Source organism: Polaromonas sp. YR568, from assembly GCF_900116715.1.
Lineage (GTDB): Bacteria > Pseudomonadota > Gammaproteobacteria > Burkholderiales > Burkholderiaceae_C > Polaromonas.
The window spans coordinates 588,450-612,228 of record NZ_FPBM01000001.1; the positions used below are offsets into that span (position 1 = coordinate 588,450).

The window sequence follows — 23,779 nt, forward strand, 5'->3', positions numbered from 1 at the left end:
GTATTTGGCACTCAAACTGTTATTCAACCCGGGTGATCCCGGTGGGTTTGAAGCCCAGATCGGCTGCCTTGCCTTTGCGCGCGCGCGCAGCACGTGCGTTGTTCAAGCTGCGGATTTCCAGCGTCTCTTCACGCTCCTTGCCGCCGCGGCCTATGCCTTCGATCTTCACGCTGCGGGTGTAGGCCGCCGCGCCCGCCAGGGTGTCTTTGGCTTCCAGGTCAATCAACATCAGGCCGCGCCCGCCGGCGGCTTGCATCTTCAGCTCACCGATCTCAAACGTGAGGATGCGGCCGGCCGTGGAGGCGCAGGCCACATGCGTGGCAGGCACCATGGGCGTTGCACCGCTGTTGAAGGCGGCGTGCGACGGCCGGCAGATGGTTTCTCCCTCACCGCAGCTGATGAATGCCTTGCCGGCCTTGAGGCGCGACGTCATGTTCTCTACGGTGGCAAGGAAACCGTAACCGCCGCTGGCGCTGAGCAGCAGCGCCGCGTTGGCCGGGCCCGCGAAGTAATGCACCAGTTGCGTGCCGGACTCCAGGTCAATGAGCGTGGTGAGCGGCTGGCCGTCGCCACGCGCGCCGGGCAGCGAGGACACCGGCACCGAATAAATCCGGCCGCGCGAGCCGAAGGCCAGCAGCGTGTCGACGGTGCGGCATTCAAAAGTGCCGTACAGGCCATCGCCGGCCTTGAAGGCAAAGCCTGCCGCATCGTGCCCGTGGCCGCTGCGGGCGCGCACCCAGCCCTTGTCGCTGATGACGACCGTCACCGGCTCGTCCAGCACCTTGACTTCGAGCACGGCTTTTTTCTCGGCCTGGATCAGCGTGCGGCGCGCGTCGGCGAACTGCTTGGCGTCGGCCTCGATCTCCTTGATCAGCAGGCGGCGAAGCGCGGCCGGGCTGCCGAGAATTTCTTCCAGCCGGCCCTGCTCTTCGCGCAGGTTTTTCAGCTCCTGCTCGATCTTGATGGCTTCAAGCCGCGCCAGCTGGCGCAGGCGGATTTCAAGAATGTCTTCGGCCTGGCGGTCGCTGAGCTTGAAGCGCTCGATCAGCGCGGCCTTGGGCTCGTCCGACTGGCGGATGATGGCGATCACTTCATCGATATTGAGCAGCACCAGCTGGCGCCCCTCAAGAATGTGGATGCGGTCCAGCACCTTGTCGAGCCGGTATTGCGAACGCCGCTGCACCGTGGTCTGGCGGAACTCGATCCATTCCGTCAGCATTTGGCGCAGGTTTTTCTGCGTGGGCTTGCCGTCCAGCCCGACCATGGTCAGGTTGATGGGCGAAGAGCTTTCCAGGCTGGTGTTGGCCAGCAGGGTGTTGATGAGTTCGGACTGGCTGATCTTGCTGGTCTTGGGCTCGAACACCAGGCGCACTGCGGCGTCTTTGCTGGACTCGTCGCGCACCACGTCGAGCACGGCCAGCACGGTCTGCTTGAGCTGGACCTGCTCCTGGCTCAGGGCCTTTTTGCCGGTCTTGATTTTCGGGTTGGTGAGCTCTTCAATCTCTTCGAGCACACGCTGCGTGCTGATGCCGGGCGGGAGCTCTTGCACCACCAGTTGCCACTGGCCGCGCGCCAGTTCTTCGATCTTCCAGCGGGCGCGCACCTTGAGCGAGCCGCGGCCCGTGCTATAGGCGGCCGCGATTTCCGCGCTGCTCGAAATGATCTGGCCGCCGCCTGGGTAGTCGGGCCCGGCGATCAGCGCATAGAGCTCCTCGTCGGGAAGTTTGGGCGTTTTGATGAGCGCGACGCAGGCGTCGGCCACTTCACGCAGGTTATGGCTGGGGATTTCAGTGGCCAGGCCCACGGCAATGCCGCTGGCGCCGTTGAGCAGCGTGAACGGCAGGCGCGCCGGCAGCTGGCGCGGCTCTTCGAACGAGCCGTCGTAGTTCGGCACAAAGTCGACTGTGCCTTCGTCGAGTTCGTCCAGCAGCAGCGTGGTGATGCGCGCCAGCCGCGCTTCGGTGTAACGCATCGCGGCCGCACCGTCGCCGTCACGCGAGCCGAAATTGCCCTGACCGTCGACCAGCGGGTAGCGCTGGCTGAAATCCTGCGCCATGCGCACCATGGCGTCGTAGGCCGCCTGGTCGCCGTGCGGGTGGTATTTACCGAGCACGTCGCCGACCACGCGCGCGCTCTTGACGGGCTTGGCACCGCTGGCGCCATTGGCGCCGCCAAAGCCCAGGCCCATGCGCTGCATGCTGTAGAGAATGCGGCGCTGCACCGGTTTCTGGCCGTCGCAGACGTCGGGCAGGGCCCGGCCCTTGACGACGCTCAGCGCATATTCAAGGTAGGCCCGCTGCGCGTACGCGGCCAGCGAGTCCTGGTCTGCGGGTTCGGGGATGGGGGCAACGGCGTCGGGGGTAAAGAGGTCCATCGTGGAATTGCTTTGCGTGATTGACGGATAAGTAAGTCGAAAATTGTGCGGCAGCGCGGATTATCAGGCGCTGCCTCAGCGGCTCATGGGGGGCAGGAAGGAAAAGATGGAATCACCCTTGGGGCCCTTGGGGCCGTTCGGGTCATTCGGACCATTGGGGCCATCTGGCCTGGCCAGGGTGTCTTCAGTCACCACCAGAATGCTGCGGCTGCGGTGGCTACCAGGCCAGCGCTTGAAAGATTCGGCCATGCGGCCCAGCCATTCGTGGGTCTCGGGCAGCGTCATGGGTTTGCTGGTTTTGAGCAGGCTCACGATCACTCGGAACTTGAATTCCACGCCCGCCAGCAACGGGCTGTCAATGCGCAGGCCGCTGACCACCAGCCGGGTGGCCATGCTATTGACTTCCTCGGCGCCCTGCAGGCCCTGCGCCACCACGGCGAAGTGCCCGCCGGCAATACGGGCGGCCAGGTCGTTGTCGCCCACGGTGCGGCGCAGGCGCATGGCTGCTTCAAGCAGCATTTTTTCGTTGAACTCGGCGCCCAGCTCATTGAGCAGGCCTTGCCAGTTTTGCACCTCGATCAGGAACAGCGCGTTGCTGCCCGGCGTCGTGTGCACACGCGACATCACACGCATCAGGCGCTCGACCAGCACGCCGGTGGTGGCCAGGCCCGTCAACGGGTCGGTGACATGGGCCGAAAAACTGCGCAGCCGGCTTTCATTGAGCAGGCGGCTGCGCCAGACCAGCGACAGGTAAATGGGCGGCACCTGGAGCAGCAGCATCAACACCACGGGCCAGTAGGGCTGCCGGGTATCTGTCCATCCGGCGAGGGAGGAAACGGAAACCACAAGCCCCCCCAGGATGCCAAACAGCAGCCACCACTTCCAGGGCCCGGCCGAGTCCCAGGTTTGCTGCATGAGGTACGCATGAAACGCCAGCAACAAGACGGCCCACACCAGCGCGGCGATTTGCGAAATGGAAGGCGATGCCAGGCCGGCGAAAAGGCCCAGCAATACCAGGCTGGCCAAGGCGACGACGGCGATGATCACTTTGGCCGCGGTGGTGAAATGCCGGTTTTTCAGGAGCCAGCCCTGGAGCCCCGCCAGCACGGCGGGGCCGGCCACCAGCAAGAGGTCTTCCACCCGCCCGGTGCCGTCCGCAAATTGCTGGCCGGCAATGACCGCCGCCACCATCAGCGACACGTAGGCAGCCAGCGCGAGCAGCGTGCGCTCGTCGTAGGCAAAAGCAATGATCAGGCTGAGCAGCAGCACCAGGCCCAAGACCCCGACCGCTACACCCAGCGCAAACATTCCGGGATTGAACACCAGAGGCATAGAGGCTCAGTTCCGCTCGGGCAGGACCTCTGGCGTGGCGGTGGAAGCCACCGTGGTGGCGGGCACCATGTTGCTGCGGCCGGAGACGCCGCCCATCATCTCCATGCGCACCCGGCCGCCGGACGACGCCATCATGCTGGGCGGCTTGAGGTGGTTGTAGAGCTGCATCACGGTCTTGACGTAGTTTTTGGTTTCGGGGTAATTGGGGATCTTGTTGCCCGCACGCTGCACAGCGCCCTCACCGGCGTTGTAGGCGGCGATGGCCAGCTCCAGCTGGCCGGGGAACATGGCAATCAAATCGCTGAGGTAGCTGGAGCCGGCCCGGATGTTGGTCTTGGGGTCGGTAAGCCTTTTATGGACAGTGGAATCCTTGGTGGCCCGCACGCCATAGCGTTCCGCCGTGGGCGGAATCAGCTGCATCAGGCCGACCGCACCCTTGGGCGACACCGCTTGGGTGTTGAAACCCGACTCGGTGGCGATCAGCGCCTGCAGCAGCTCATAGTCGATGCCGTGCGTGGCCGAAGCCTCGCGCAGCAGATGTTTGACGGCCTTGTAGTTGGGCGACACATCAAAGTAGGCCAGCAGCTTGGGCGGCGCGGCGGCCACACCGGTGGCGCGGCTGGCGCCGCTGCCCACGGCCTTGCCGCTGCGCCCGGTGTTGCCGTCGGCGCTAAAGCTTTCAGCCCCACGGAAGAAGAGCTCATAGCGTTCATCCAGCCGGACGGCCGAGAAGTGCGCAATGCCGTCCTTGTCGACATAACCCCAGATATCGGCATAGGCCGGCGCCGAAAACAGTGCGGCCAGGCCCATGACCATGGCGGGCAGGCCGAGGGCACGCAAAGGCCTGCGCAGCAGTGAAAGAAAAGGGAGGCGCAAGGCCAAAGGCAGTTTCATCAAATGTCAATTTCCACGGCGTCGCCGTGCAGCTCCATCAGTTCGCGGCGCGCCGCAGCTTCGCCTTTGCCCATCAGCTTGGTGATGAGCGTCTCGGTTTGCAGGAAATCCTGGTTGCCCAGTTGCACGGGCAACAAGCGGCGGGTATCAGGATTGAGCGTGGTTTCCCATAATTGTTCCGCACTCATTTCGCCCAGCCCCTTGAAGCGGCTGATGCTCCAGGCCCCTTCACGCACGCCATCCTTGCGTAACTTGTCCAATATGGCGGTCAATTCGCCTTCATCAAGGGCGTAAACCTTGGAGGCCGGCTTTTTGCCCCGCGCCGGCGCGTCCACCCGGAACAGCGGCGGCCGGGCCACATAGACATTACCCGATTCGATCAATTTGGGGAAGTGGCGGAAAAACAGGGTCAACAGCAGCACCTGGATGTGCGAGCCGTCCACATCGGCGTCGCTCAGGATGCAGACCTTGCCGTAGCGCAGGCCGGAGAGGTCGGGCGTGTCGTTGGGGCCGTGCGGATCGACGCCGATGGCGACCGCGATGTCGTGGATTTCGGTGTTGGCAAAGAGGCGGTCGCGCTCGACCTCCCAGGTGTTGAGTACCTTGCCGCGCAGGGGCAGGATGGCCTGGCTTTCCTTGTCGCGGCCCATCTTGGCGCTGCCGCCGGCCGAATCGCCCTCGACCAGGAAAACTTCGTTGTGCGCCAGGTCCCGGCTTTCGCAGTCGGTCAGCTTGCCGGGCAGCACAGCCACGCCGGAGCCCTTGCGTTTTTCGACCTTCTGGCCGGCTTTCTGGCGGGTTTGGGCGGCCTTGATGGCCAGTTCGGCCAGTTTGCGGCCGTAGTCGACGTGCTGGTTGAGCCAGAGCTCCAGCGTGGGGCGCACAAAGCTGGACACCAGGCGCACCGCGTCGCGCGAATTGAGGCGTTCCTTGATCTGGCCCTGGAATTGCGGGTCCAGCACCTTGGCGCTCAGTACATAACTGGCGCGGGCAAAAACGTCTTCGGGCAGGAGCTTCACGCCCTTGGGCAGCAATGAATGCAGATCGACAAAGCTTTTGACCGCATTAAACAAGCCGTCGCGCAGGCCGCTTTCATGCGTGCCGCCGGCGCTGGTCGGGATCAGGTTGACGTAGCTCTCGCGCACCGGCTGGCCTTCTTCGGTAAAGGCCACGCACCACTGCGCGCCCTCGCCTTCGGCAAAGCTCTCGTGCGAGGCATCGGCAAAACCTTCGCCCTCAAACATCGGGATGACCGGGTCGCCGGTCAGCGTCTGCATCAGGTAGTCGCGCAGGCCGCCCTTGTAGAGCCAGGTCTGGGTGTCTTTGGTTTTCTCGTTGGTCAGCGTGACCGTGACGCCTGGCATGAGCACCGCCTTGCTGCGCAGCAGGTGCGTGAGCTCGGCCATGGGCAGCGCGGCCGATTCGAAGTATTTGGCGTCGGGCCAGGCGCGCACGGTGGTGCCGGTCTTGCGGTCGCCTTCGCCGTTTTTGCGCAGGTGCAGCTTCTCGATGACGTCGCCGCCGGAAAACACCAGGTGGGCGACCATGCCTTCACGGTAGGAGGTCACTTCAAGGCGTTTGGACAGCGCATTCGTCACGCTGACGCCCACGCCGTGCAGGCCGCCCGAGAAGCTGTAGGCGCCGCCCTTGCCCTTGTCGAACTTGCCGCCGGCGTGCAGCCGGGTGTAGACGATCTCGATGACCGGCACTTTTTCTTCGGGGTGCAGGCCGAAGGGGATACCGCGGCCGTCGTCTTCCACGCTCACCGAGCCGTCGGTATGCAGGGTGACCTTGATTTTTTTGCCCTGGCCGGCCAGGGCCTCGTCGGCGGAGTTGTCCAGCACCTCCTGGATGATGTGCAGGGGGTTATCGGTGCGCGTGTACATGCCCGGGCGCTGCTTGACGGGCTCCAGGCCCTTGAGCACGCGGATCGAGCCTTCGGAATATTCGGTGGGTAGTTTGTCAGCCATGGCAGATGAAAGAATTGCGGTAATTGTAGTCGGGGCCGCCAAAGTCACTGTACAAACATACAGCTCTTCGTTTTCCGCCCTATTTTGAACCCCGTTTTGAGCTTGCAGGAACCGGCGGCCCGGCGGCAGCGATTTGCCATTTTCGTTACAGTGAGCGGATTGGCCCTTTCCGGGCTTTCCAGGCCTTCGAGGCTTGCCAGGCTGCTCAGCTCCCCTCATTGCCGCGACACACCTCAAGACATGACCACCGAAACCCAAAAACTCTCCATGCAGCAGGTGCTGATCTGCGGCGCCACCATCGTCACGCTCTCCATGGGCATACGCCACGGCTTTGGCCTCTGGCTGCAACCCATCACACAAGCGCAGGGCTGGACGCGTGAGACTTTTGCCTTTGCGCTGGCGGTGCAAAACCTGTCATGGGGCGTTTTCGGCATCTTTGCCGGCATGGCGGCCGACCGGTTCGGCGCCTTCCGCGTGATCGTGGTCGGTGCGCTGCTGTATGCGCTGGGCCTGGTGGGCATGGCGCTTTCACCCACGGGGCTGCTCTTTACCCTGACGGCCGGCGTGCTGATCGGCGCGGCGCAGGCCGGTACCACCTACGCGGTGATTTACGGCGTGATCGGCCGCAATATCTCAGCCGAGAAGCGATCGTGGGCCATGGGTGTGGCCGCGGCGGCCGGCTCTTTCGGCCAGTTCCTGATGGTGCCGGTCGAAGGCTTCCTGATCAGCGGCCTGGGCTGGAAGGAAGCGCTGCTGGTGCTCAGCGGCGCGGTGCTGCTGATTGCACCGCTGGCGCTGGGCCTGCGCGAAGGCGGCTTCACCGGCGGCCAGCCCGCCAAGCGCGAGCAAACCATCGCCCAGGCGCTGCGCGAGGCCTTCAAGTACCCGAGCTTTCAACTGCTGATGGCGGGCTACTTTGTCTGCGGCTTCCAGGTGGTGTTTATCGGGGTGCACATGCCCAGCTACCTCAAAGACAAGGGCCTGTCGCCCCAGGTGGCGAGCTACGCGCTGGCGCTGATCGGCCTCTTTAATGTGTTCGGCACCTATATTGCCGGCTCACTGGGCCAGAAAATGGCCAAGCGAAAAATCCTGGCGACGATTTATCTCTCACGCGCGGTGGTGATCGCCGTGTTCCTGGCTGCGCCGCTCAGCCCGCTGAGCGTGTACATCTTTGCCAGCCTGATGGGCCTGCTGTGGCTGTCGACTGTGCCGCCGACCAACGCAGTGGTGGCGCAAATCTTCGGCATCCAGCATTTGTCGATGCTGGGCGGCTTCATCTTCTTCAGCCACCAGATCGGCTCCTTTATGGGCGTCTGGCTGGGCGGCTATTTATATGACCGCACCGGCAGCTACGACATCGTCTGGTACATCGCCATCGCGCTGGGCGTGTTTGCCGCGCTGGTGAATCTGCCGGTGCGCGAGACGCCGATTGTTCGCGGCGGGCTCGGCAAACTGCCGCAAGGGGCCTGACATGGCCAAAAGAATCGGCCTGTGGGCGCTCGCGATCATCGCGTCGCTGGGGGTGTTTGCCCTCTACACACGGCCCGATTTCCTGGTCACACTCGCCAACCAGATCTGGGCCTGCTTCTAGCCTTTTAGCCTCCCGCACTCCTGCCATCTGCGCAGAGCCTGCCCAGGATTTTCAAAACGATTTTGGGCTGTAGCCCAATGAACACGAGCGCAAGCAGCTATGAAAACAATAGTAATCACGGGAGCCTCTGACGGCATAGGCGCCGAGATGGCGCGGCAATTGGCCGCCACCCACGGCGCCGGCGTGGCGCTGGTGCTGGCCGCGCGCAATGAGGCGCTGCTGGGTGAAGTCGCCGGCCAATGCGCCGCCCACGGCGCGCAAACGCTGGTTGTCAAAACCGACGTCTCCATCGAGGCCCAATGCCGCCACCTGGTGGATGCAGCCGTCGGGCGCTTCGGGCACATCGACGCCCTCATCAACAACGCCGGCATGTCGGCGCAGGCCCTGCTCGAAGACGTCAAGGCCGAGGACCTGGCCTGGTACGAGCAGCTGATGCGCATCAACCTCTGGGGCAGCGTCTGGTGCACGCACGCCGCCTTGCCGCACCTGAAGCTGCGCCACGGCAGCATCGTGGCCGTGTCCAGCCTGGCGGGCCTGATCGGTGTGCCGGGCCGCACCGCCTACAGCGCCACCAAATTTGCGATGGTGGGCTTTTTTGAAGCGCTGCGCGCCGAAATGAAAGGCGCCGGTGTCAGCGTGACCACGGCCTACCCGGGCGTGGTCGCCACCAACATCCGCCACCGCGGCTTCAATGCGGCCGGCGTGGCGGCGGGCTCGAGCGGCCTGAAAGAAGACGATGCCATGAGCGTGGAGGAATGCGCCCGCCTCATCCTGCAAGGGATGGAACGCCGTGACCGCGAAGTCGTGATGACGGCCAAGGGCAAGCTGGGCCGCTGGCTCAAGCTGATCGCGCCCGGCCGGGTCGAGGCGATGGCGCTGGCTGCTCTCAAAGACGACGTCAAGCCAACATGACCGGTACTGTTCATGGCATGGAACCGCCCTCCGCCTGGGTGCAACGCTGGTCGCACCTGGTGCCCGAGCGCGGCGTGGTGCTGGATGTCGCCTGCGGCCACGGGCGCCACGCTCGCTGGTTTTACGAACGAAATCACCCTTTAGCCCTTGTAGATAGAGCGCAAGAAGCTATCGAATTTATAGCGACTTCACTTCCGGCCCGTCCGGCGCAGGCGATTGAAACCGTGGTCGCCGACATTGAAGAAGGCCCCTGGCCGTTCGCGGGCCGCCAGTTTGACGCCGTCGTCGTCACCAACTACCTCTGGCGCCCGCTAATGCCGGCCCTGTTGGCCAGCCTGGCGCCCGGCGGCGTGCTGATTTACGAAACTTTTACCCAAGGCAATGAAACGGTGGGCAAGCCCTCACGGCCTGATTTTTTGCTGCAGCCCGGCGAATTGCTGGAGGTTTGCCAGGGCCTGCGGGTGGTGGCTTTCGAGGAGGGCTTTCACGAAAACCCGCCGCGCTTCATCCAGCGCATTGCCGCCGTGCGTGAAGCCGCCGCGACTGCGGGTTTGCCCGCCCCGCCGCGTTATTTACTGCCTTAGGCTCTGGGTAGAATGCAGGATTGGCTTTTTGGAGCCGGCCGGCGGTATTGCGGCCGGGGCCTCCCCGGGCCGCGAACGTTTACAAGCAAAGCATGAAACCCATTACTGGCAGCATCGTTGCACTGGCAACGCCCTTGCACGACGACGGCAGCGTAGATTACCCCACACTGCGCAAACTGGTCGACTGGCACATCGCCGAGGGAACCGACTGCATCGGCGTGGTGGGCACCACCGGCGAATCACCCACCGTTAACGTCGAAGAACACTGCGAAATCATCCGCGTCTCGGTGGAGCAGGCCAAAAAACGCGTGCCTATCATGGCCGGTTGCGGCGCCAACTCGACCGCCGAAGCGATCGAACTCGCCAAATTCGCCAAGGGCGTCGGCGCCGACTGCCAGTTGCAGGTTGTCCCCTACTACAACAAGCCCACCCAGGAAGGCCAGTACCGCCACTTCAAGGCGATCGCCGAAGCCGTGGGCGACCTGCCGACCGTGCTTTACAACGTGCCCGGCCGCACCGTGGCCGATATGGCGCATGCCACCGTGCTGCGCCTGGCCCAGGTGCCCGGCATTGTCGGTATCAAGGAAGCCACCGGCAACATCGAGCGCGCGCAGTGGCTGATCAAGGAAGTGCCCAAGGGCTTTGCCGTGTATTCGGGCGACGACCCGACGGCCGTGGCGCTGATGCTGTGCGGCGGCCAGGGCAATGTCAGCGTGACAGCCAACGTCGCCCCCCGCCTCATGCATGAGCTGTGCGTGGCTGCAGTGGCCGGCGACGCACGGCGTGCCATGGAGCTGCAACTAAAACTGCTGCCGCTGCATCGAAACCTCTTTGTCGAAGCCAACCCGATTCCCGTGAAGTGGGCCATGGCCCGCATGGGTCTTTGCGGTGGCACGCTGCGCCTGCCGATGACGCCGCTGGAAACATCGAACGAAGCCACCGTGGAAAACGCCCTGCGCGCCTGCGGCCTGATTTGACTTGCCTGATCTGATTTTTAAGGGAACCCAAGTGAAGATATCGTCAACACGTCCTGCATTTACCCAAGCCCGGAGCGCCGCAACCGTGTCCGCACTGGTTGCCCTCAGCCTGCTCGCCGGCTGCTCTTCCCTCAAGGAGGTCATGGAGGGTGAGCGCGTCGACTACAAGAGCAGCGGCGCCAAGGGTCCTTCCCTGGATATCCCTCCCGACCTGACGCAGCTCACCCGCGAAACCCGTTATGTGGTGCCCGGCACCGCCGTGTCTGCCAGCAGCTACCAGGTGGGCCAGCCCACCCAGGCGGTGCAGACAGCCGCTGTGACCGTCGGCGACGTGCGCATCGAGCGCGCAGGCACCCAGCGCTGGCTGGTGGTGAATCGCCCCGCCGACAAGCTCTGGGGCCCGGTTCGTGATTTCTGGCTGGAGAGCGGTTTCCTGCTGTCGCAAGACGAGGAAAACCTCGGCATCATGGAAACCGACTACGCCGAGAACCGCGCCAAGCTGCCGCAGGACTTTATCCGCAGCGCCCTGGGCAAGGTCTTTGACGGCCTTTACTCCACCGGCGAGCGCGACAAATTCCGCACGCGTCTGGAGCGCCGCCCCGACGGCAGCACCGAAATTTATGTCAGCCACCGCGGCATGGTGGAAGTCGTCACCGGTGCAAAAGCCGGCAATGCCGCCACCACCGGCGACAGCACGCTGTGGCAACCCCGCCCCGCCGATCCGGAACTCGAAGCCGAATTCCTGCGCCGCCTGATGGTCAAGCTGGGTGTGTCGCAAGAACAATCCAAGGCACTGGTGGCGGCAGGCGCGGCCAAACAGAGCTCCCGGATCGCCACGGTCAACAACCAGCCCGTCGTGCAAATCGATGAAGGCTTTGAACGCGCCTGGCGCCGGGTCGGCCTGGCACTGGACCGCACCGGCTTTACCGTAGAAGACCGCGACCGCAGCCAGGGCACCTACTACGTGCGTTACGTCGAGCCGGTCGTGAACAAGACCGAGCCCGGCTTCTTCAGCAAGCTGTTCAGCGGCTCCCCGGCCGCTACGCCGCCGCTGAAGTACCGCATCGCCGTCAAGAGCCAGGGCGAAAGCACCACGGTATCGGTCCTCAATGCCCAAGGTGCGCCTGAAGCGTCGGCCAATGCGCAGCGCATCGTGCAGGTCATCGCCGACGATCTGAAATAAACCCGGACTTGCGGCCCGATCTTTCCAGCTCCGGTCTTGCAGGCCGTTCAGGTCACATACGCCGGTGTTAAGGTTCAAAAGCCTGGGCAGCGGCAGTTCGGGCAATGCCACACTGGTCGAAGCGATAGGAACTGCGCCCTTGCGCATCCTTGTCGATTGCGGGCTTGGCCTTAAGCACCTGCTCTATCGCCTCGGCCAGGCCGGCCTGCAACCGGAAGACATCCATGCCGTGTTCGTGACGCATGAACACGGCGACCATATCGGCTGCGCCCGGTCCCTTTCACTGCGCTACCGCATCCCGGTTTGGATGAGCCGCGGCACTCATGCCGCTATTGGTGCGCCGGATTTCGACGGATTGCTGCACATAGCCCGCGACAACCAGGTCATCGACCTGGGCGGCATGCAGCTCACCCCTTTCACCGTGCCCCACGATGCCAGGGAGCCCCTGCAACTCAGTTGTACCGACGGCTCTGCAAAGCTGGGCATCCTGACAGATCTTGGGCACGCTACCGCGCATGTGACGGCCCATCTCGCGGCTTGCGACGCCTTGCTGCTGGAATGCAACCACGATACGGACATGCTGGCCCAGTCGTCGTACCCGGCATTCCTGAAGCGGCGGGTGGGCGGCCAATACGGCCATCTCTCCAACGTCGCCGCGTCAGAGGTCTTGCGGGTGGTCGCGCATCAGGGGCTGAAGCACCTGGTGGCCGCGCACCTGAGCGTGCAAAACAACCGCCCCGCGCTGGTTCAAAGCCTGATGGCTGAAACCCTGTCCCGCGCCGCGCAAGACATCATCGTGGCAGGCCCCGACAACGGCACCCCCTGGCTTCATATCTGACGGCCGGCAGGCCGCGGACACGCCGAGAAACAGACGGGCATAAAAAAGCCGCCTTTCGGCGGCTTTCTCAATTCACTGAAGAATTTACTTCTTCGCGGCGCTGGCAGCAGCGGTGGTAGCGGCAGCAGCTGCGGCGTCAGCCGAAGGAGCAGCGGATGCGGCGGCAGCTGGTGCGGATGCGTCAGCAGCTGGTGCGGAAGCGGCAGCAGCTGGTGCCGATGCGTCGGCGGCTGGTGCTGGTGCAGCGGCTGGTGCGGGTGCTGGTGCAGCGGCTTCTTCTTTCTTGCCGCAAGCAGCCAGAGCAACAGCGGCAACGATAGCTGCCAGGACGAGTGACTTGTTCATTTTTACGATCCTTGATGATATTTAAGAAAACAATTTCCGGAAATTGTCAAAAAAACCCAAATCTGGATTCAGATTATTTTTGACCGGGGAAAGGACTCGAGCTCTTTCTACCCAGCTTTAAATTATATGCCGGATATCAGAAAGACGATTGCAAGCCTGAAAACCCTTAGTCGGGTTATCGCTACCGTACAACGGACAAATAGCGGCCAGACACAGGCTACAGCCCAAGCGTGGTTGCGGGAAAAGCCGGCGAGCTTTTCAGCAACCGCTCATTCAGGCGTTCCCGCAGCGCCACCCGCCTGCCGACCTCTGAGCCGGCAACGCCCGTGCAGCGCTGAATATCCAGCCGCTCAAACACCCACTGGGGGCCCAGCAAGGCACTGGGCATTTCCTCGGCCGGAGCCGATGTGTTGGCGCGGCATTCCACAATGTGAGCCCAGGTACGCCGCCAGGTGACGAACCTCGCGTGCCGGCGAATGATTTCGTCGTAATTTTTAGCCAGCATGGTGAATTTCCGCCCGGTCATGGACCAGTCGTTCAAGGCTTCAATCACCGCGCGCTCGCCCAGGGGCCAGTCGCCAAAATCAGAATCGGAGACCACAATTTCCCGCCATCCCTGCGCGGCCGCTGCGGCAAAAGCCTGGCGTATCAGTTGCGTAAAGTCGCTGAGCCCGCTGAAACGGCCCTCCAGCAACAACGGGGGTTGGGGACTTGGGTTTTCAGGGGCCATGAGACTTCTCCCGGGGCAAGATCACAGAAAGTCAGGAATCGGCTTGCAACAGCTCCTGGCGCAGCCAGCCGGCGTCGTGCCAGTCGCCCAGCAGGGCCATCGCGGATACACCGGCCTTTCGCAACTCCCGCGGCGCCAGGCTGCGCTGATCGGCCAGCCGGCGCATGAGCGCCGCATCCGCACCTTTGGCCAGGTAGCTTTCACCGTTGATGAACACATGATCGCTGTCATACATCATCCGGGTGCGTGCATCAAGCTGGACACCGGCTTGCCCTGCCCGCGCGGCGTCGGCATCCCATTCGTCGGCAGCCTCGTCAAACCACACCGAGGGTTTTGGCTCGGTCATGTATTCGCCCAGGGCGCAGGCCAGCGCCAGCGGGTCTTTCAGCGCCTCTTCAAGCGCCTGGCTGGCAAAGGCCGTCAGGCTTGCGGGCAAGGCCGCAGGGTTGGCTGTTGCGGCCTGCTCCGGATCACGGTACAGCGCCGGCGTCTTTGTCTTTACCTTGCCGTTGCGGCCGGTCGCATCCGCATCGCCATCGTCTTCGCTGAATTCAGCCAGGCGCTGCAGCAATTCGGTGGCCAGTTCACGGCTCCCCGGCGACCTGAAGCCGATGGAGTAGGTCATGCAGTCCGCTGCTTTACCTCCTGAATCCGCCGCCTCGGCAATGCCGTCGTGCGCATAGCGCGGCGGCAGGTAAAGCATGTCGCCGGCCTCGAGCACAAACTCTTCTTCGGGTTCGAAATTCTGCAAAATCTTCAGTGGCACGCCGTCCTGAAGGGTCAGGTCTTTTTGGCGCCCGATCTTCCAGCGCCGCCGGCCGCTGGCCTGCAGCAAGAACACGTCATAGCTGTCGAAATGCGGCCCCACGCCACCGCCCGCAGTGGCAAATGAAATCATCAGGTCGTCGAGCCGTGCGTCGGGCACAAAGCGAAACTGCTGCAGCAATGCGTGCGCCCCGGGCTCATGCAGATCCACACCCTGCACCAGCAGCGTCCAGCCCTTCTGGCTCAAGGGCGGCAGCCCCGACGCGGTGATCGGCCCCTGCTTCATGCGCCAGCCCTTGGGCTGCTGCACGATCAGGCGTGACTCCACATGCTCGCGCGCGGCCAGCTTGAACAGCTCGGGACGGCTCAATACAGGCCGCATTCCGGGGATGGCCTGGCGTACGAGCAGCGGCTTTTTTTGCCAGTGCCGGCGCATGAATTGCGCGGGGCTCAGGCCGGCGAGAAGCGCTAGAGGTTGATTTACATCCATGGGACAATTGTCGGATGAAAATCACCCCGCAATGCGTCGTAGCCCTCACATGGACGCTGAAAGACACCTTGGGCGATGTGCTGGACGAACTCGACGAGCCCATCGAGTTTTTGTTGGGCGGCGACGACCTGCTGGCCAAAATCGAAGAAGCGCTTCAGGGCCATGAAGCAGGCGACAGGCTTGAGCTGCACCTGGAGCCCGAAGACGCTTTTGGCGACTACGATGAAAACCGCGTCTTCCTGGAGCCGCGCAAGATTTTCCCGGCAGAACTCGAAGAAGGCATGACTTTTGACGGCGCCGCGCTTCCCAAGGGCGGGAGCGGACAGGTGCCTTCAGAACATATCTACACCGTGACCGAGATTTACCCCGACCACGTGGTTCTGGACGGCAACCATCCGCTGGCGGGCATTGCCATCCGGCTGGCGGTGAAAGTCGAATCGGTGCGAGAAGCTACCGAAGAAGAAATCGGCCAGGGCTCCCTGGGCACCGGCTTCTTCAAGCTTGAGCCGCTCACGCCCGGAAGCGGCACCCTGCACTGAATAAACGAAGCAGGGGCGGCGCGGTATCACCGCCGCCGCCCCTTGCGTTTTCAGCGCCCTGCTTACATGCGGTACAGCAGGCCGTTCTCAATCCTCACACGGTCGCCGATGCGCAGGTCACCCGTGGAAGGCACGTCATAAGCGCGGCCGCTGCCGTTGTCGAGCTGGACGGATACACGATAGGTTTCACGCACATTGGCGGCATTGCGGTTTTTCTCGATGGCATTGCCGGCAACGGCGCCGCCTACAGCGCCGACAACGGTTGCCACGTCCTTACCGGTTCCGCCGCCGATCTGGTGGCCCACCACAGCACCGGCAACGCCGCCGAGGATGGCGCCTACGCCTGAACCCCTGGCTTGCTCCTGGGTACGAAACACTTCCACGTTGCTCACGCGTCCGTATTCGATGTAGCGGTTCTGCTGGTTGGTCGGGTAGGTGCCGGCCGGATAGGTGCCGGCAGGGTAGGTCTGGTTGGGGTAGCTGGCGGTGTTCGGATTTGGATAGGTCGCGGGGTAGTTGGCATCGGACACCGGCGGGCTCATGGGAGCACAGGCTGCCAGGCCGGCCAGCACCAACACCACGGAAGCCGATGAAATAAAGCGGGATGTGTTTCGCATGAGTCTCTCCTGTTAATAAGTTTCATGAGATCCCGGCACCAGGTGCACGGGGACTCTCATGGCTTATTAAGGACACACTCACACAAATCCCGGGTGGGGATTGGGCCTGTCGCAACGTGGGAGCCTTGTTGCAGGGGCTGTAGGAAAAGCCCCACCCCTGCTTCACTGCCGGCGCGCGGCAGCGGAAGAAAATTCAGGCCTTGCCGGTGGAGCCGTAGCCGCCCTCGCCCCGCTCGCTGGCGGGGAACTCGGAGACCACATTGAACTGCGCCTGCACTACGGGCACGATCATCAGCTGCGCGATGCGTTCCATCGGCTCAATGGTGAATGGCACGTCGCTGCGGTTCCAGGCGCTGACCATCAGTTGCCCCTGGTAGTCGCTGTCGATTAAACCCACCAGGTTGCCGAGCACGATACCGTGCTTATGGCCCAGACCCGAGCGCGGCAGGATAAGGGCCGCGTAACCGGGGTTGTGCAGATAGATCGCAATGCCGGTAGGCACCAGTTGCCAGGCATTGGCCGCCAGCGTCAGGGGTGCATCGAGGCAGGCCCGCAGATCAAGGCCGGCGCTGCCGGGTGTGGCATACGCCGGAAGGTTGCCCTGAAGCCGTGGGTCGAGAATTTTGACGTCAATTTGCATGAACTACTTTTTCCTGGATTGTTGATTCTTTTGGGCTTCTTCCGCCGCCTGGCGAGCCAGCTCACGCAAGCGCTGCACCAGCGCCCCCGATGAATTGCGATTGACCTTGAAGATCACCCAGGCCGCATACACCAGCAAGGCAGGAATAAACAGGAAACCGGCGCCCGGCACAAGCCTGGCCAGCGCCTGGGTAGCAATCCACAAGCCCACCACCCACTTGATGTGCGTCAGGAGAGACATGCCGGCCAGAGGCGCAGCAGCCGCTTTCACGGAAGGTGTGCCCGAACTCGCCGAGAACCGGGACGGCGCCTGGGATGGAGATGACGGCGACACATCCTTGGCCCCCTGGGGCTTGAACAGGTCTTCGCGAGCGCCCGCTGCCGCATTGGCGCCGGTCAGGCGCTCTACATAACTCGCGAAATCGCCATCCGGCGGCGTGTCCGAAGGATGAATCATCATCGCCCCGCCTTCCGGTTTGCCGGGGCCATCCTGCCTGCAATCTCCTGCACAAGCCGGCGCGCAAGCGAGAGCTTGGATGCCCGGGGAAGCTCGGTGCGGCCTTTTTCGTCAATGAGCAACAGGGCGTTATGGTCTTGCCCAAAAGTGTCGGGGCCAATATTGCCGACAAGCAGCGGCACCTTCTTGCGCAGACGTTTGGCCTCAGCGTTTTCAACCAGGTCATGGCTCTCCGCCGCAAAGCCCACGCAAAACAGCTTTCCAGACTGGGCCGCCGCTGACTGGGCGACCGTGGCCAGGATGTCGGTGTTCTCAGTGAACGCCAGCTGCGGGGTCTGGCCGGAGCCGTCTTTCTTGATTTTCTGGCTCGAAGGCGCGGCGGGCCGCCAGTCGGCAACCGCGGCTGTCGCTATAAAAACAGTAGCTGCTTGCGCCCGCCCTGTAACGGCTTCAAGCATATTTTGTGCGGAACGAACGTCGATGCGCGTCACCCCGCGTGGCGTGGGCAAGCCCACCGGGCCGGCCACCAGGGTGACCTCGGCACCGGCCTCATGGGCCGCACGGGCGATGGCAAAACCCATCTTGCCGCTCGACAGATTGGTAATGCCGCGCACCGGGTCAATGGCCTCGTAAGTGGGGCCGGCCGTGACCAGCACATGCTGGCCGGCCAGCACCTTGGGCGTAAAGAAGACGATCACGTCTTCAAGAATCTGTTCCGGCTCCAGCATGCGGCCGTCGCCGGTTTCGCCGCAGGCCTGAAAGCCGCTGCCCACGCCCAGCACCGTGGCGCCGTCGGCATCCAGCTGAACAAAGTTGCGCTGCGTGGCCGGATGCGCGTACATCTCGCGGTTCATGGCCGGCGCCACCAGCAGCGGCACCTTGTCGATGGGGCGGGCCAGGCACATCAGGCTGAGCAGGTCGTCGGCACGGCCGTGCAGCAGCTTGGCCATGAAGTCGGCGCTCATGGGCGCAATCAGTATGGCGTCGGCTTCGCGCGACAGGTTGATATGCGCCATGTTGTTGCTCATCCCGCCGGAAGGACGGCTGTCCCACTGGCTGGTGTAGACGGGGCGCCCGCTCAGGGCCTGCATGGTGACGGGCGTGATGAACTGCTCGGCCGCCTCGGTCATGACCACCTGCACCGCGGCGCCTGCCTTGATCAGCGCCCGGCAGAGCTCGGCCGCCTTGTAACAGGCAATCCCGCCCGACAGGCCCAGCACGATGTGTTTGCCGGCCAGGTCCAGCGCGCCATCACCACCTGCCCCGCTTTCCAGAGGATTCACTTGATTCGTCATGCCCCGCAATGTATCAGCCTGTGGGGCGCCATGCGGGCCTGAATGCCTTTGGGCCGAAATTCAGTAGCCCTGCGCGGGGTATCCCGGCAAGCAACCCGTATAATCTCCGTTTACCACCTCTACGAACTTGCGGTTCGTACCTGACATGACCAAATTTGTCTTCGTCACCGGCGGTGTGGTGTCTTCCCTGGGCAAGGGAATCGCCTCAGCCTCCTTAGCTGCGATCCTGGAATCGCGAGGCCTCAAAGTCACTCTCATCAAGCTCGATCCCTACCTGAACGTGGATCCGGGCACGATGTCGCCCTTCCAGCACGGTGAGGTTTTTGTGACCGACGACGGCGCCGAAACCGACCTGGACCTTGGCCACTATGAGCGTTTCATCGAAACGCGCATGCGCAAGGCCAACAACTTCACCACCGGCCAGATTTACAAAAGCGTCCTTGAAAAAGAACGCCGCGGCGACTACCTCGGCAAGACCGTGCAGGTCATCCCGCACGTCACCAATGAAATCCAGGAGTTCGTCAAACGCGGCGCGGGTTACGAAACCGCCGACGCGGTCGACGTCGCCATCGTCGAAATCGGCGGCACCGTCGGCGACATCGAATCGCTGCCTTTCCTGGAGGCCGTGCGGCAAATGAGCCTGCGCATGGGCGCCAACAACACCGCTTTTGTGCACCTGAGCTACGTCCCCTGGATCGCCGCCGCCGGCGAACTCAAAACCAAGCCGACCCAGCACACCGCCAAACAACTGCGCGAAATCGGTATCCAGGCCGACGTGCTGCTGTGCCGGGCCGACCGCCGCATCCCCAACGAAGAGCGTGAAAAGATCTCCTTGTTCTCCAACGTCCCTGAATGGGGCGTGATCTCGATGTGGGACGTCGACACGATTTACAAAGTCCCCCGCATGCTGCACGAGCAGGGACTGGACGGCCTGATCTGCGACAAGCTGCGGCTCAATACTCCGCCGGCCAACCTTCGCCGCTGGGACGACCTGGTTTACGAGACCGAGCACCCGCAGACCGAAGTCAATATCGCCATGGTCGGCAAGTACGTCGATCTCTCCGACAGCTACAAATCGCTCAACGAAGCCCTGCGTCACGCCGGCATGAAAAACCACGCCAAGGTGGTCATTGAGTATGTCGACTCGGAAACCATCACACCCGACAACGTCTCGCGCCTTTCCCGCTTCGACGGCATCCTGGTGCCGGGCGGCTTCGGCGTCCGCGGTGTTGAGGGCAAGATTTGCGCCGCCCGCTTCGCCCGTGAAAACAAGATGCCTTACCTCGGCATCTGCCTGGGCATGCAGGTCGCCACCATCGAATTTGCGCGCCACGTCGCCGGCCTGAAGGACGCCAACAGCACCGAGTTCGATGCGGCCACGCCGCACCCCGTGATCGCGCTGATCACCGAGTGGAAGGACGCCGACGGCACCATCAAGACGCGCGACGCCAAGTCCGATCTGGGCGGCACCATGCGTCTGGGCGCCCAGAGCTCCGACGTTGCCCCCGGCACGCTGGCGCACAAGATTTACGGCGACGTGGTGACCGAGCGCCACCGTCACCGCTACGAAGCCAACGTCAACTACCTGGACGCCCTGCGCACCTCAGGTCTGGTGATTTCCGCACTCACCCAGCGCGAGCAACTGACCGAGATCGTCGAGCTGCCCCAGAACGTCCACCCCTGGTTCGTGGGTGTCCAGTTCCACCCTGAATTCAAATCCACGCCCTGGGACGGCCACCCGCTGTTCAACGCCTATATCGCGGCCGTGCTTCAGCACCGCGCCACGGCGGGACAAGACGGCAAACCAGCAGCCAAACCCCTGAAAGCGGTGGCTTGACCATGAAACTCTGCGGATTCGACATTGGCCTGAACCAGCCCTTCTTCCTGATTGCCGGCCCCTGTGTGGTGGAGTCCGAGCAACTGCAGATGGACGCCGCCGGCACGCTCAAGGAGATCACCTCCTCGCTGGGCATTCCCTTCATCTTCAAAAGCAGCTTCGACAAAGCCAATCGCACCAGCGAAACAGCCTTTCGCGGACTGGGCACGGAGAAAGGACTGGAGATTCTGGCCAAGGTCAAAAAGGACATCGGCGTGCCGGTGCTGACCGACATCCATTCCGAAGACCAGATCGCCCAGGTCGCGAAGGTCGTCGATGTGCTGCAAACGCCGGCCCTGCTGTGCCGCCAGACCGACTTCATCCACGCCGTCGCGCTGTCCGGCCTGCCGGTCAATATCAAGAAGGGCCAGTTCATGGCCCCGGGCGACATGAAAAACGTCATCATCAAGGCGCGTGCGGCCGTCAAGGCGGCCGGCCTGCCGGAAGACAACTTCATGGCCTGCGAGCGCGGTGCCAGCTTTGGCTACAACAACCTGGTCAGCGACATGCGCAGCCTGGCCATCATGCGTGAGACCAACGCGCCGGTCGTGTTTGACGCGACCCACTCGGTGCAACTGCCCGGCGGCCAGGGCACCAGCAGCGGCGGTGTACGCGAAATGGTGCCGGTGCTGGCGCGTGCCGCAGTGGCCGTCGGCGTCTCCGGCCTGTTCATGGAAACCCATCCGGACCCGGACAAGGCCCTGTGCGACGGCCCCAATGCCGTGCCGCTCAAGCACATGAAGGCTTTGCTGGAAACGCTGCTCGAGCTGGATCGGGTCACCAAACGCAACGGCTTCCTTGAAAACAATTTCGCCGCCTGAACCCGGGCAAGCCATGCAAGGGCGCGCGATCCCGCGCCCCGACTTGCCGGCCCCGCTGCGCTATTCGACCGAAGCAAGATAACAAGCGCCTTTAACCCGTTTCGGAGCCCCACATGCCCAGCGCCTACATCATCGCCAACGTCACAGTTACGAACCCCGAACAATACGAACAGTACAAAAAACTGTCTAGTATTGCCATGCAGGCGCATGGTGCCGAGGTCTGCGTACGGGGCGGCAAGGTTGAAGTGCTGGAGGGCGACTGGACGCCCAACCGCATCGTGGTGCTGAAGTTCCCCAGCATGGAGCAGGCCCGGGCCTTCAACCAGTCCGCCGAATACGACGCGGCCCGCCAGTCGCGCCAGGACATCGCCGTCATGCGCATGGTGCTGGTCGAAGGTGTGTAGCAGCCAGGTTTTTATTTGTAGTTTTTTATCTTTTATCTTCTGATTTGAAAGAGCCTAAATGAGCGCAATTGTTGATATCGTCGGCCGCGAAATTCTCGACAGCCGTGGCAACCCTACCGTTGAATGCGACGTGCTGCTGGAGTCCGGCGTCATGGGCCGCGCGGCGGTTCCTTCCGGTGCTTCCACGGGCTCGCGTGAGGCCATCGAGCTGCGCGACGGCGATAAGTCGCGCTACCTCGGCAAGGGCGTGCTCAAAGCCGTTGAGCACATCAACACCGAAATCTCCGAGGCCGTGCTGGGCCTGGACGCCAGCGAGCAGGCTTTCCTGGACCGCACGCTGATCGACCTGGACGGCACCGACAACAAATCGCGCCTGGGCGCCAATGCCACGCTAGCCGTCAGCATGGCCGTGGCACGCGCCGCCGCTGAAGAAGCTGGCCTGCCCCTGTACCGCTATTTCGGCGGCAGCGGCGCCATGCAAATGCCTGTGCCCATGATGAATGTGGTCAACGGCGGCGCGCACGCCAACAACAACCTGGACCTGCAGGAGCTGATGATCATCCCGGTGGGTGCGCCCAGCTTCCGTGAAGCCGTCCGTTACGGCGCCGAAGTCTTTCACGCACTCAAGAAAATCCTGCACGACAAGGGCATGAGCGTGGCTGTCGGTGACGAAGGCGGCTTTGCCCCCAACGTGACCAACCACGAAGCCGCAATCCAGATGATTCTGGAAGCCATCGATGCCGCCGGCTACGTCGCCGGCGAGCAAATCGCCCTGGGCCTCGACTGCGCGGCGTCGGAGTTCTACAAGGACGGCAAATACGTCCTGGGCGCGGAAGGCCTGAGCCTGGACGCCACCGAGTGGACCAACATCCTGGCCACCTGGGTCGACAAATACCCCATCATCAGCATCGAAGACGGCATGGCCGAAGGCGACTGGGACGGCTGGAAGATTCTCACCGAGCGCCTGGGCAAAAAAGTGCAGCTGGTCGGCGACGACCTCTTCGTCACCAACACCAAGATCCTCAAGGAAGGCATCGACAAACAGATCGCCAACTCCATCCTGATCAAGATCAACCAGATCGGCACGCTGACCGAAACCTTTGCCGCCATCGAAATGGCCAAGCGCGCCGGCTACACCGCCGTCATCAGCCACCGATCGGGTGAAACCGAAGACTCCACGATTGCCGACATCGCCGTGGGCACCAACGCGGGCCAGATCAAGACCGGCTCGCTCTCGCGCTCGGACCGCATGGCCAAGTACAACCAGCTGCTGCGCATCGAAGAAGACCTGGGTGACATCGCGTCCTACCCAGGCCGCGCGGCTTTTTATAACCTTCGCTAAAAAAGGCCTGCCCGCACGTGGGAAACCGACTCGTCCCCGCCGTCCTGATTGCGCTGCTGGCCATATTCCATGCGCAACTCTGGATTGGCCGGGGCAGCATTCCCAGCGTGCGTGAGATGCAGCACCGCCTGACCGAGCAGCTCGCCAAAAACACCCAGTCCCAGGCCGCCAACGACCAGCTCGCGGCGGAAGTCAGGGACCTGAAAGAAGGCCTTGAGATGGTGGAAGAAAAGGCCAGAACGGAGCTGGGCATGGTCAAGCCCAACGAAATCTTCGTGCAGATCACCAAATAAGAGGCCGTGGTAAAGATCGCCATCGCGGGCGCTCCGTCTACCGGAAAAAGCCCCCTCGCCGCCTCATTGGGGCAAGCCCTGCATGCATCGGGGCGTCAGGCTGTGGTGACTGTAGCCACCCTTCCCTTTCCACCTGATCTGAACAGCCACGACCTGGTGCTGCTGACCGGCCTGGAACCCGCGCCCCAAGCCCATAGCGCAGCCGCTTCCATGGCTGCAGCGGCCCAACTGGCCGCAGACGAGGCCATTCGCACAGCCCTCACATCGGCCGGCATTGCCTACCGTGTGATGTACGGCAGCGCAGACCAGCGCCTGGCGCAGGCGCTGGATGCCGTGAACCCACCTTCACCCACCCCACAACGCGCAAGCGGAACCCGCCGCGGCGGCAAAAGCGCCTGGACCTGGGTGTGTGACAAATGCAGCGACCCGGGCTGCGAGCACCGCATGCTCAGCGACTTGCTGGCACAGCGCAATAACGCAGCGGCCTGACGGCGGGGTTTTGTCCCCGCCC

Annotated in this window: 24 protein-coding genes; 13 read left to right on the plus strand and 11 right to left on the minus strand. The window is 63.1% G+C overall.

Going from position 1 to position 23,779, the window contains the following annotated elements:
• Nucleotides 1-19 precede the first annotated feature (19 nt).
• The 4 genes from parC to BM408_RS02765 form a co-directional block, all read right to left on the minus strand.
• Entirely contained in the window at nt 20-2,374 is a 2,355-nt protein-coding gene (gene parC, locus BM408_RS02750; RefSeq protein WP_092126617.1) for a DNA topoisomerase IV subunit A, read from the minus strand.
• 75 nt (nt 2,375-2,449) lie between these two features.
• Nucleotides 2,450-3,697, minus strand: coding sequence for a GGDEF domain-containing protein (locus tag BM408_RS02755; RefSeq protein ID WP_175541661.1), 1,248 nt, complete (start codon nt 3,695-3,697; stop codon nt 2,450-2,452).
• 15 nt (nt 3,698-3,712) lie between these two features.
• Complete coding sequence (locus BM408_RS02760; protein ID WP_254774685.1) at nt 3,713-4,600, minus strand: lytic transglycosylase domain-containing protein; 888 nt, start codon at nt 4,598-4,600, stop codon at nt 3,713-3,715.
• Nucleotides 4,600-6,570: a DNA topoisomerase IV subunit B gene (locus BM408_RS02765; protein WP_092126621.1), complete on the minus strand. Its 1,971-nt coding sequence runs from the start codon at nt 6,568-6,570 to the stop codon at nt 4,600-4,602. The genes BM408_RS02760 and BM408_RS02765 overlap by 1 nt, the downstream gene beginning before the upstream one ends.
• 240 nt (nt 6,571-6,810) lie before the next feature.
• On the opposite strand from BM408_RS02765, the gene BM408_RS02770 reads away from it, so the two are divergent.
• From BM408_RS02770 to BM408_RS02795, 6 genes are all read left to right on the plus strand, one after another.
• Nucleotides 6,811-8,040 carry an MFS transporter gene (locus tag BM408_RS02770; RefSeq protein ID WP_092126623.1) on the plus strand — a complete coding sequence of 410 codons (1,230 nt, stop codon included), beginning with the start codon at nt 6,811-6,813 and terminating at the stop codon, nt 8,038-8,040.
• 220 nt (nt 8,041-8,260) lie between these two features.
• Nucleotides 8,261-9,073, plus strand: a complete 813-nt coding sequence (locus tag BM408_RS02775; protein WP_092126625.1) for an SDR family oxidoreductase — start codon at nt 8,261-8,263, stop codon at nt 9,071-9,073.
• A 17-nt stretch (nt 9,074-9,090) separates the two neighbouring features.
• Nucleotides 9,091-9,657 (plus strand): class I SAM-dependent methyltransferase, encoded by a 567-nt coding sequence (locus BM408_RS02780; RefSeq protein ID WP_092126627.1) that lies wholly within the window; start codon nt 9,091-9,093, stop codon nt 9,655-9,657.
• 92 nt (nt 9,658-9,749) lie between these two features.
• Nucleotides 9,750-10,634, plus strand: coding sequence for a 4-hydroxy-tetrahydrodipicolinate synthase (gene dapA, locus BM408_RS02785; protein WP_092126629.1), 885 nt, complete (start codon nt 9,750-9,752; stop codon nt 10,632-10,634).
• A gap of 85 nt (nt 10,635-10,719) precedes the next feature.
• Nucleotides 10,720-11,817 (plus strand): outer membrane protein assembly factor BamC, encoded by a 1,098-nt coding sequence (bamC, locus tag BM408_RS02790; protein WP_092126631.1) that lies wholly within the window; start codon nt 10,720-10,722, stop codon nt 11,815-11,817.
• A gap of 64 nt (nt 11,818-11,881) precedes the next feature.
• Nucleotides 11,882-12,655: an MBL fold metallo-hydrolase gene (locus BM408_RS02795; RefSeq protein ID WP_092126633.1), complete on the plus strand. Its 774-nt coding sequence runs from the start codon at nt 11,882-11,884 to the stop codon at nt 12,653-12,655.
• Nucleotides 12,656-12,739: 84 nt separating this feature from the next.
• Here the strand turns inward: BM408_RS02795 and BM408_RS02800 are convergent, their stop codons facing one another.
• The 3 genes from BM408_RS02800 to BM408_RS02810 form a co-directional block, all read right to left on the minus strand.
• Nucleotides 12,740-13,000: a hypothetical protein gene (locus BM408_RS02800; protein ID WP_092126635.1), complete on the minus strand. Its 261-nt coding sequence runs from the start codon at nt 12,998-13,000 to the stop codon at nt 12,740-12,742.
• Between the two features lie 217 nt (nt 13,001-13,217).
• Nucleotides 13,218-13,730 (minus strand): hypothetical protein, encoded by a 513-nt coding sequence (locus BM408_RS02805; protein ID WP_092126637.1) that lies wholly within the window; start codon nt 13,728-13,730, stop codon nt 13,218-13,220.
• A gap of 31 nt (nt 13,731-13,761) precedes the next feature.
• Nucleotides 13,762-14,985: a cupin domain-containing protein gene (locus tag BM408_RS02810; RefSeq protein ID WP_092126639.1), complete on the minus strand. Its 1,224-nt coding sequence runs from the start codon at nt 14,983-14,985 to the stop codon at nt 13,762-13,764.
• A 14-nt stretch (nt 14,986-14,999) separates the two neighbouring features.
• On the opposite strand from BM408_RS02810, the gene BM408_RS02815 reads away from it, so the two are divergent.
• Nucleotides 15,000-15,524 carry an FKBP-type peptidyl-prolyl cis-trans isomerase gene (locus BM408_RS02815; RefSeq protein WP_092126641.1) on the plus strand — a complete coding sequence of 175 codons (525 nt, stop codon included), beginning with the start codon at nt 15,000-15,002 and terminating at the stop codon, nt 15,522-15,524.
• Between the two features lie 62 nt (nt 15,525-15,586).
• On the opposite strand, the gene BM408_RS02820 is transcribed toward BM408_RS02815, so the two are convergent.
• From BM408_RS02820 to coaBC, 4 genes are all read right to left on the minus strand, one after another.
• Entirely contained in the window at nt 15,587-16,141 is a 555-nt protein-coding gene (locus BM408_RS02820; RefSeq protein WP_092126644.1) for an outer membrane lipoprotein, read from the minus strand.
• Nucleotides 16,142-16,334: 193 nt separating this feature from the next.
• Nucleotides 16,335-16,781, minus strand: a complete 447-nt coding sequence (gene dut, locus BM408_RS02825) for a dUTP diphosphatase (RefSeq protein ID WP_092126646.1) — start codon at nt 16,779-16,781, stop codon at nt 16,335-16,337.
• 3 nt (nt 16,782-16,784) lie between these two features.
• Nucleotides 16,785-17,240 carry a hypothetical protein gene (locus BM408_RS02830; protein WP_092126648.1) on the minus strand — a complete coding sequence of 152 codons (456 nt, stop codon included), beginning with the start codon at nt 17,238-17,240 and terminating at the stop codon, nt 16,785-16,787.
• On the minus strand, nt 17,237-18,532 hold the full coding sequence (gene coaBC / locus BM408_RS02835) for a bifunctional phosphopantothenoylcysteine decarboxylase/phosphopantothenate--cysteine ligase CoaBC (RefSeq protein WP_092126650.1): 1,296 nt from the start codon (nt 18,530-18,532) through the stop codon (nt 17,237-17,239). The genes BM408_RS02830 and coaBC overlap by 4 nt, the downstream gene beginning before the upstream one ends.
• Nucleotides 18,533-18,677: 145 nt before the next feature.
• On the opposite strand from coaBC, the gene BM408_RS02840 reads away from it, so the two are divergent.
• The 6 genes from BM408_RS02840 to BM408_RS02865 all read left to right on the plus strand — a co-directional run bounded on the left by BM408_RS02840 (nt 18,678) and on the right by BM408_RS02865 (nt 23,757).
• Nucleotides 18,678-20,369 carry a CTP synthase gene (locus tag BM408_RS02840; RefSeq protein WP_092126652.1) on the plus strand — a complete coding sequence of 564 codons (1,692 nt, stop codon included), beginning with the start codon at nt 18,678-18,680 and terminating at the stop codon, nt 20,367-20,369.
• Between the two features lie 2 nt (nt 20,370-20,371).
• Nucleotides 20,372-21,229 (plus strand): 3-deoxy-8-phosphooctulonate synthase, encoded by an 858-nt coding sequence (gene kdsA / locus BM408_RS02845; RefSeq protein WP_092126654.1) that lies wholly within the window; start codon nt 20,372-20,374, stop codon nt 21,227-21,229.
• A gap of 113 nt (nt 21,230-21,342) precedes the next feature.
• Nucleotides 21,343-21,633 (plus strand): DUF1330 domain-containing protein, encoded by a 291-nt coding sequence (locus tag BM408_RS02850; RefSeq protein WP_092126656.1) that lies wholly within the window; start codon nt 21,343-21,345, stop codon nt 21,631-21,633.
• 58 nt (nt 21,634-21,691) lie between these two features.
• Entirely contained in the window at nt 21,692-22,975 is a 1,284-nt protein-coding gene (gene eno / locus BM408_RS02855; RefSeq protein ID WP_092126658.1) for a phosphopyruvate hydratase, read from the plus strand.
• 17 nt (nt 22,976-22,992) lie between these two features.
• Nucleotides 22,993-23,268, plus strand: a complete 276-nt coding sequence (locus tag BM408_RS02860) for a septum formation initiator family protein (protein ID WP_092126660.1) — start codon at nt 22,993-22,995, stop codon at nt 23,266-23,268.
• 105 nt (nt 23,269-23,373) lie between these two features.
• Nucleotides 23,374-23,757 carry a hypothetical protein gene (locus BM408_RS02865; RefSeq protein ID WP_139237290.1) on the plus strand — a complete coding sequence of 128 codons (384 nt, stop codon included), beginning with the start codon at nt 23,374-23,376 and terminating at the stop codon, nt 23,755-23,757.
• The last annotated feature ends 22 nt before the right edge of the window (nt 23,758-23,779 follow it).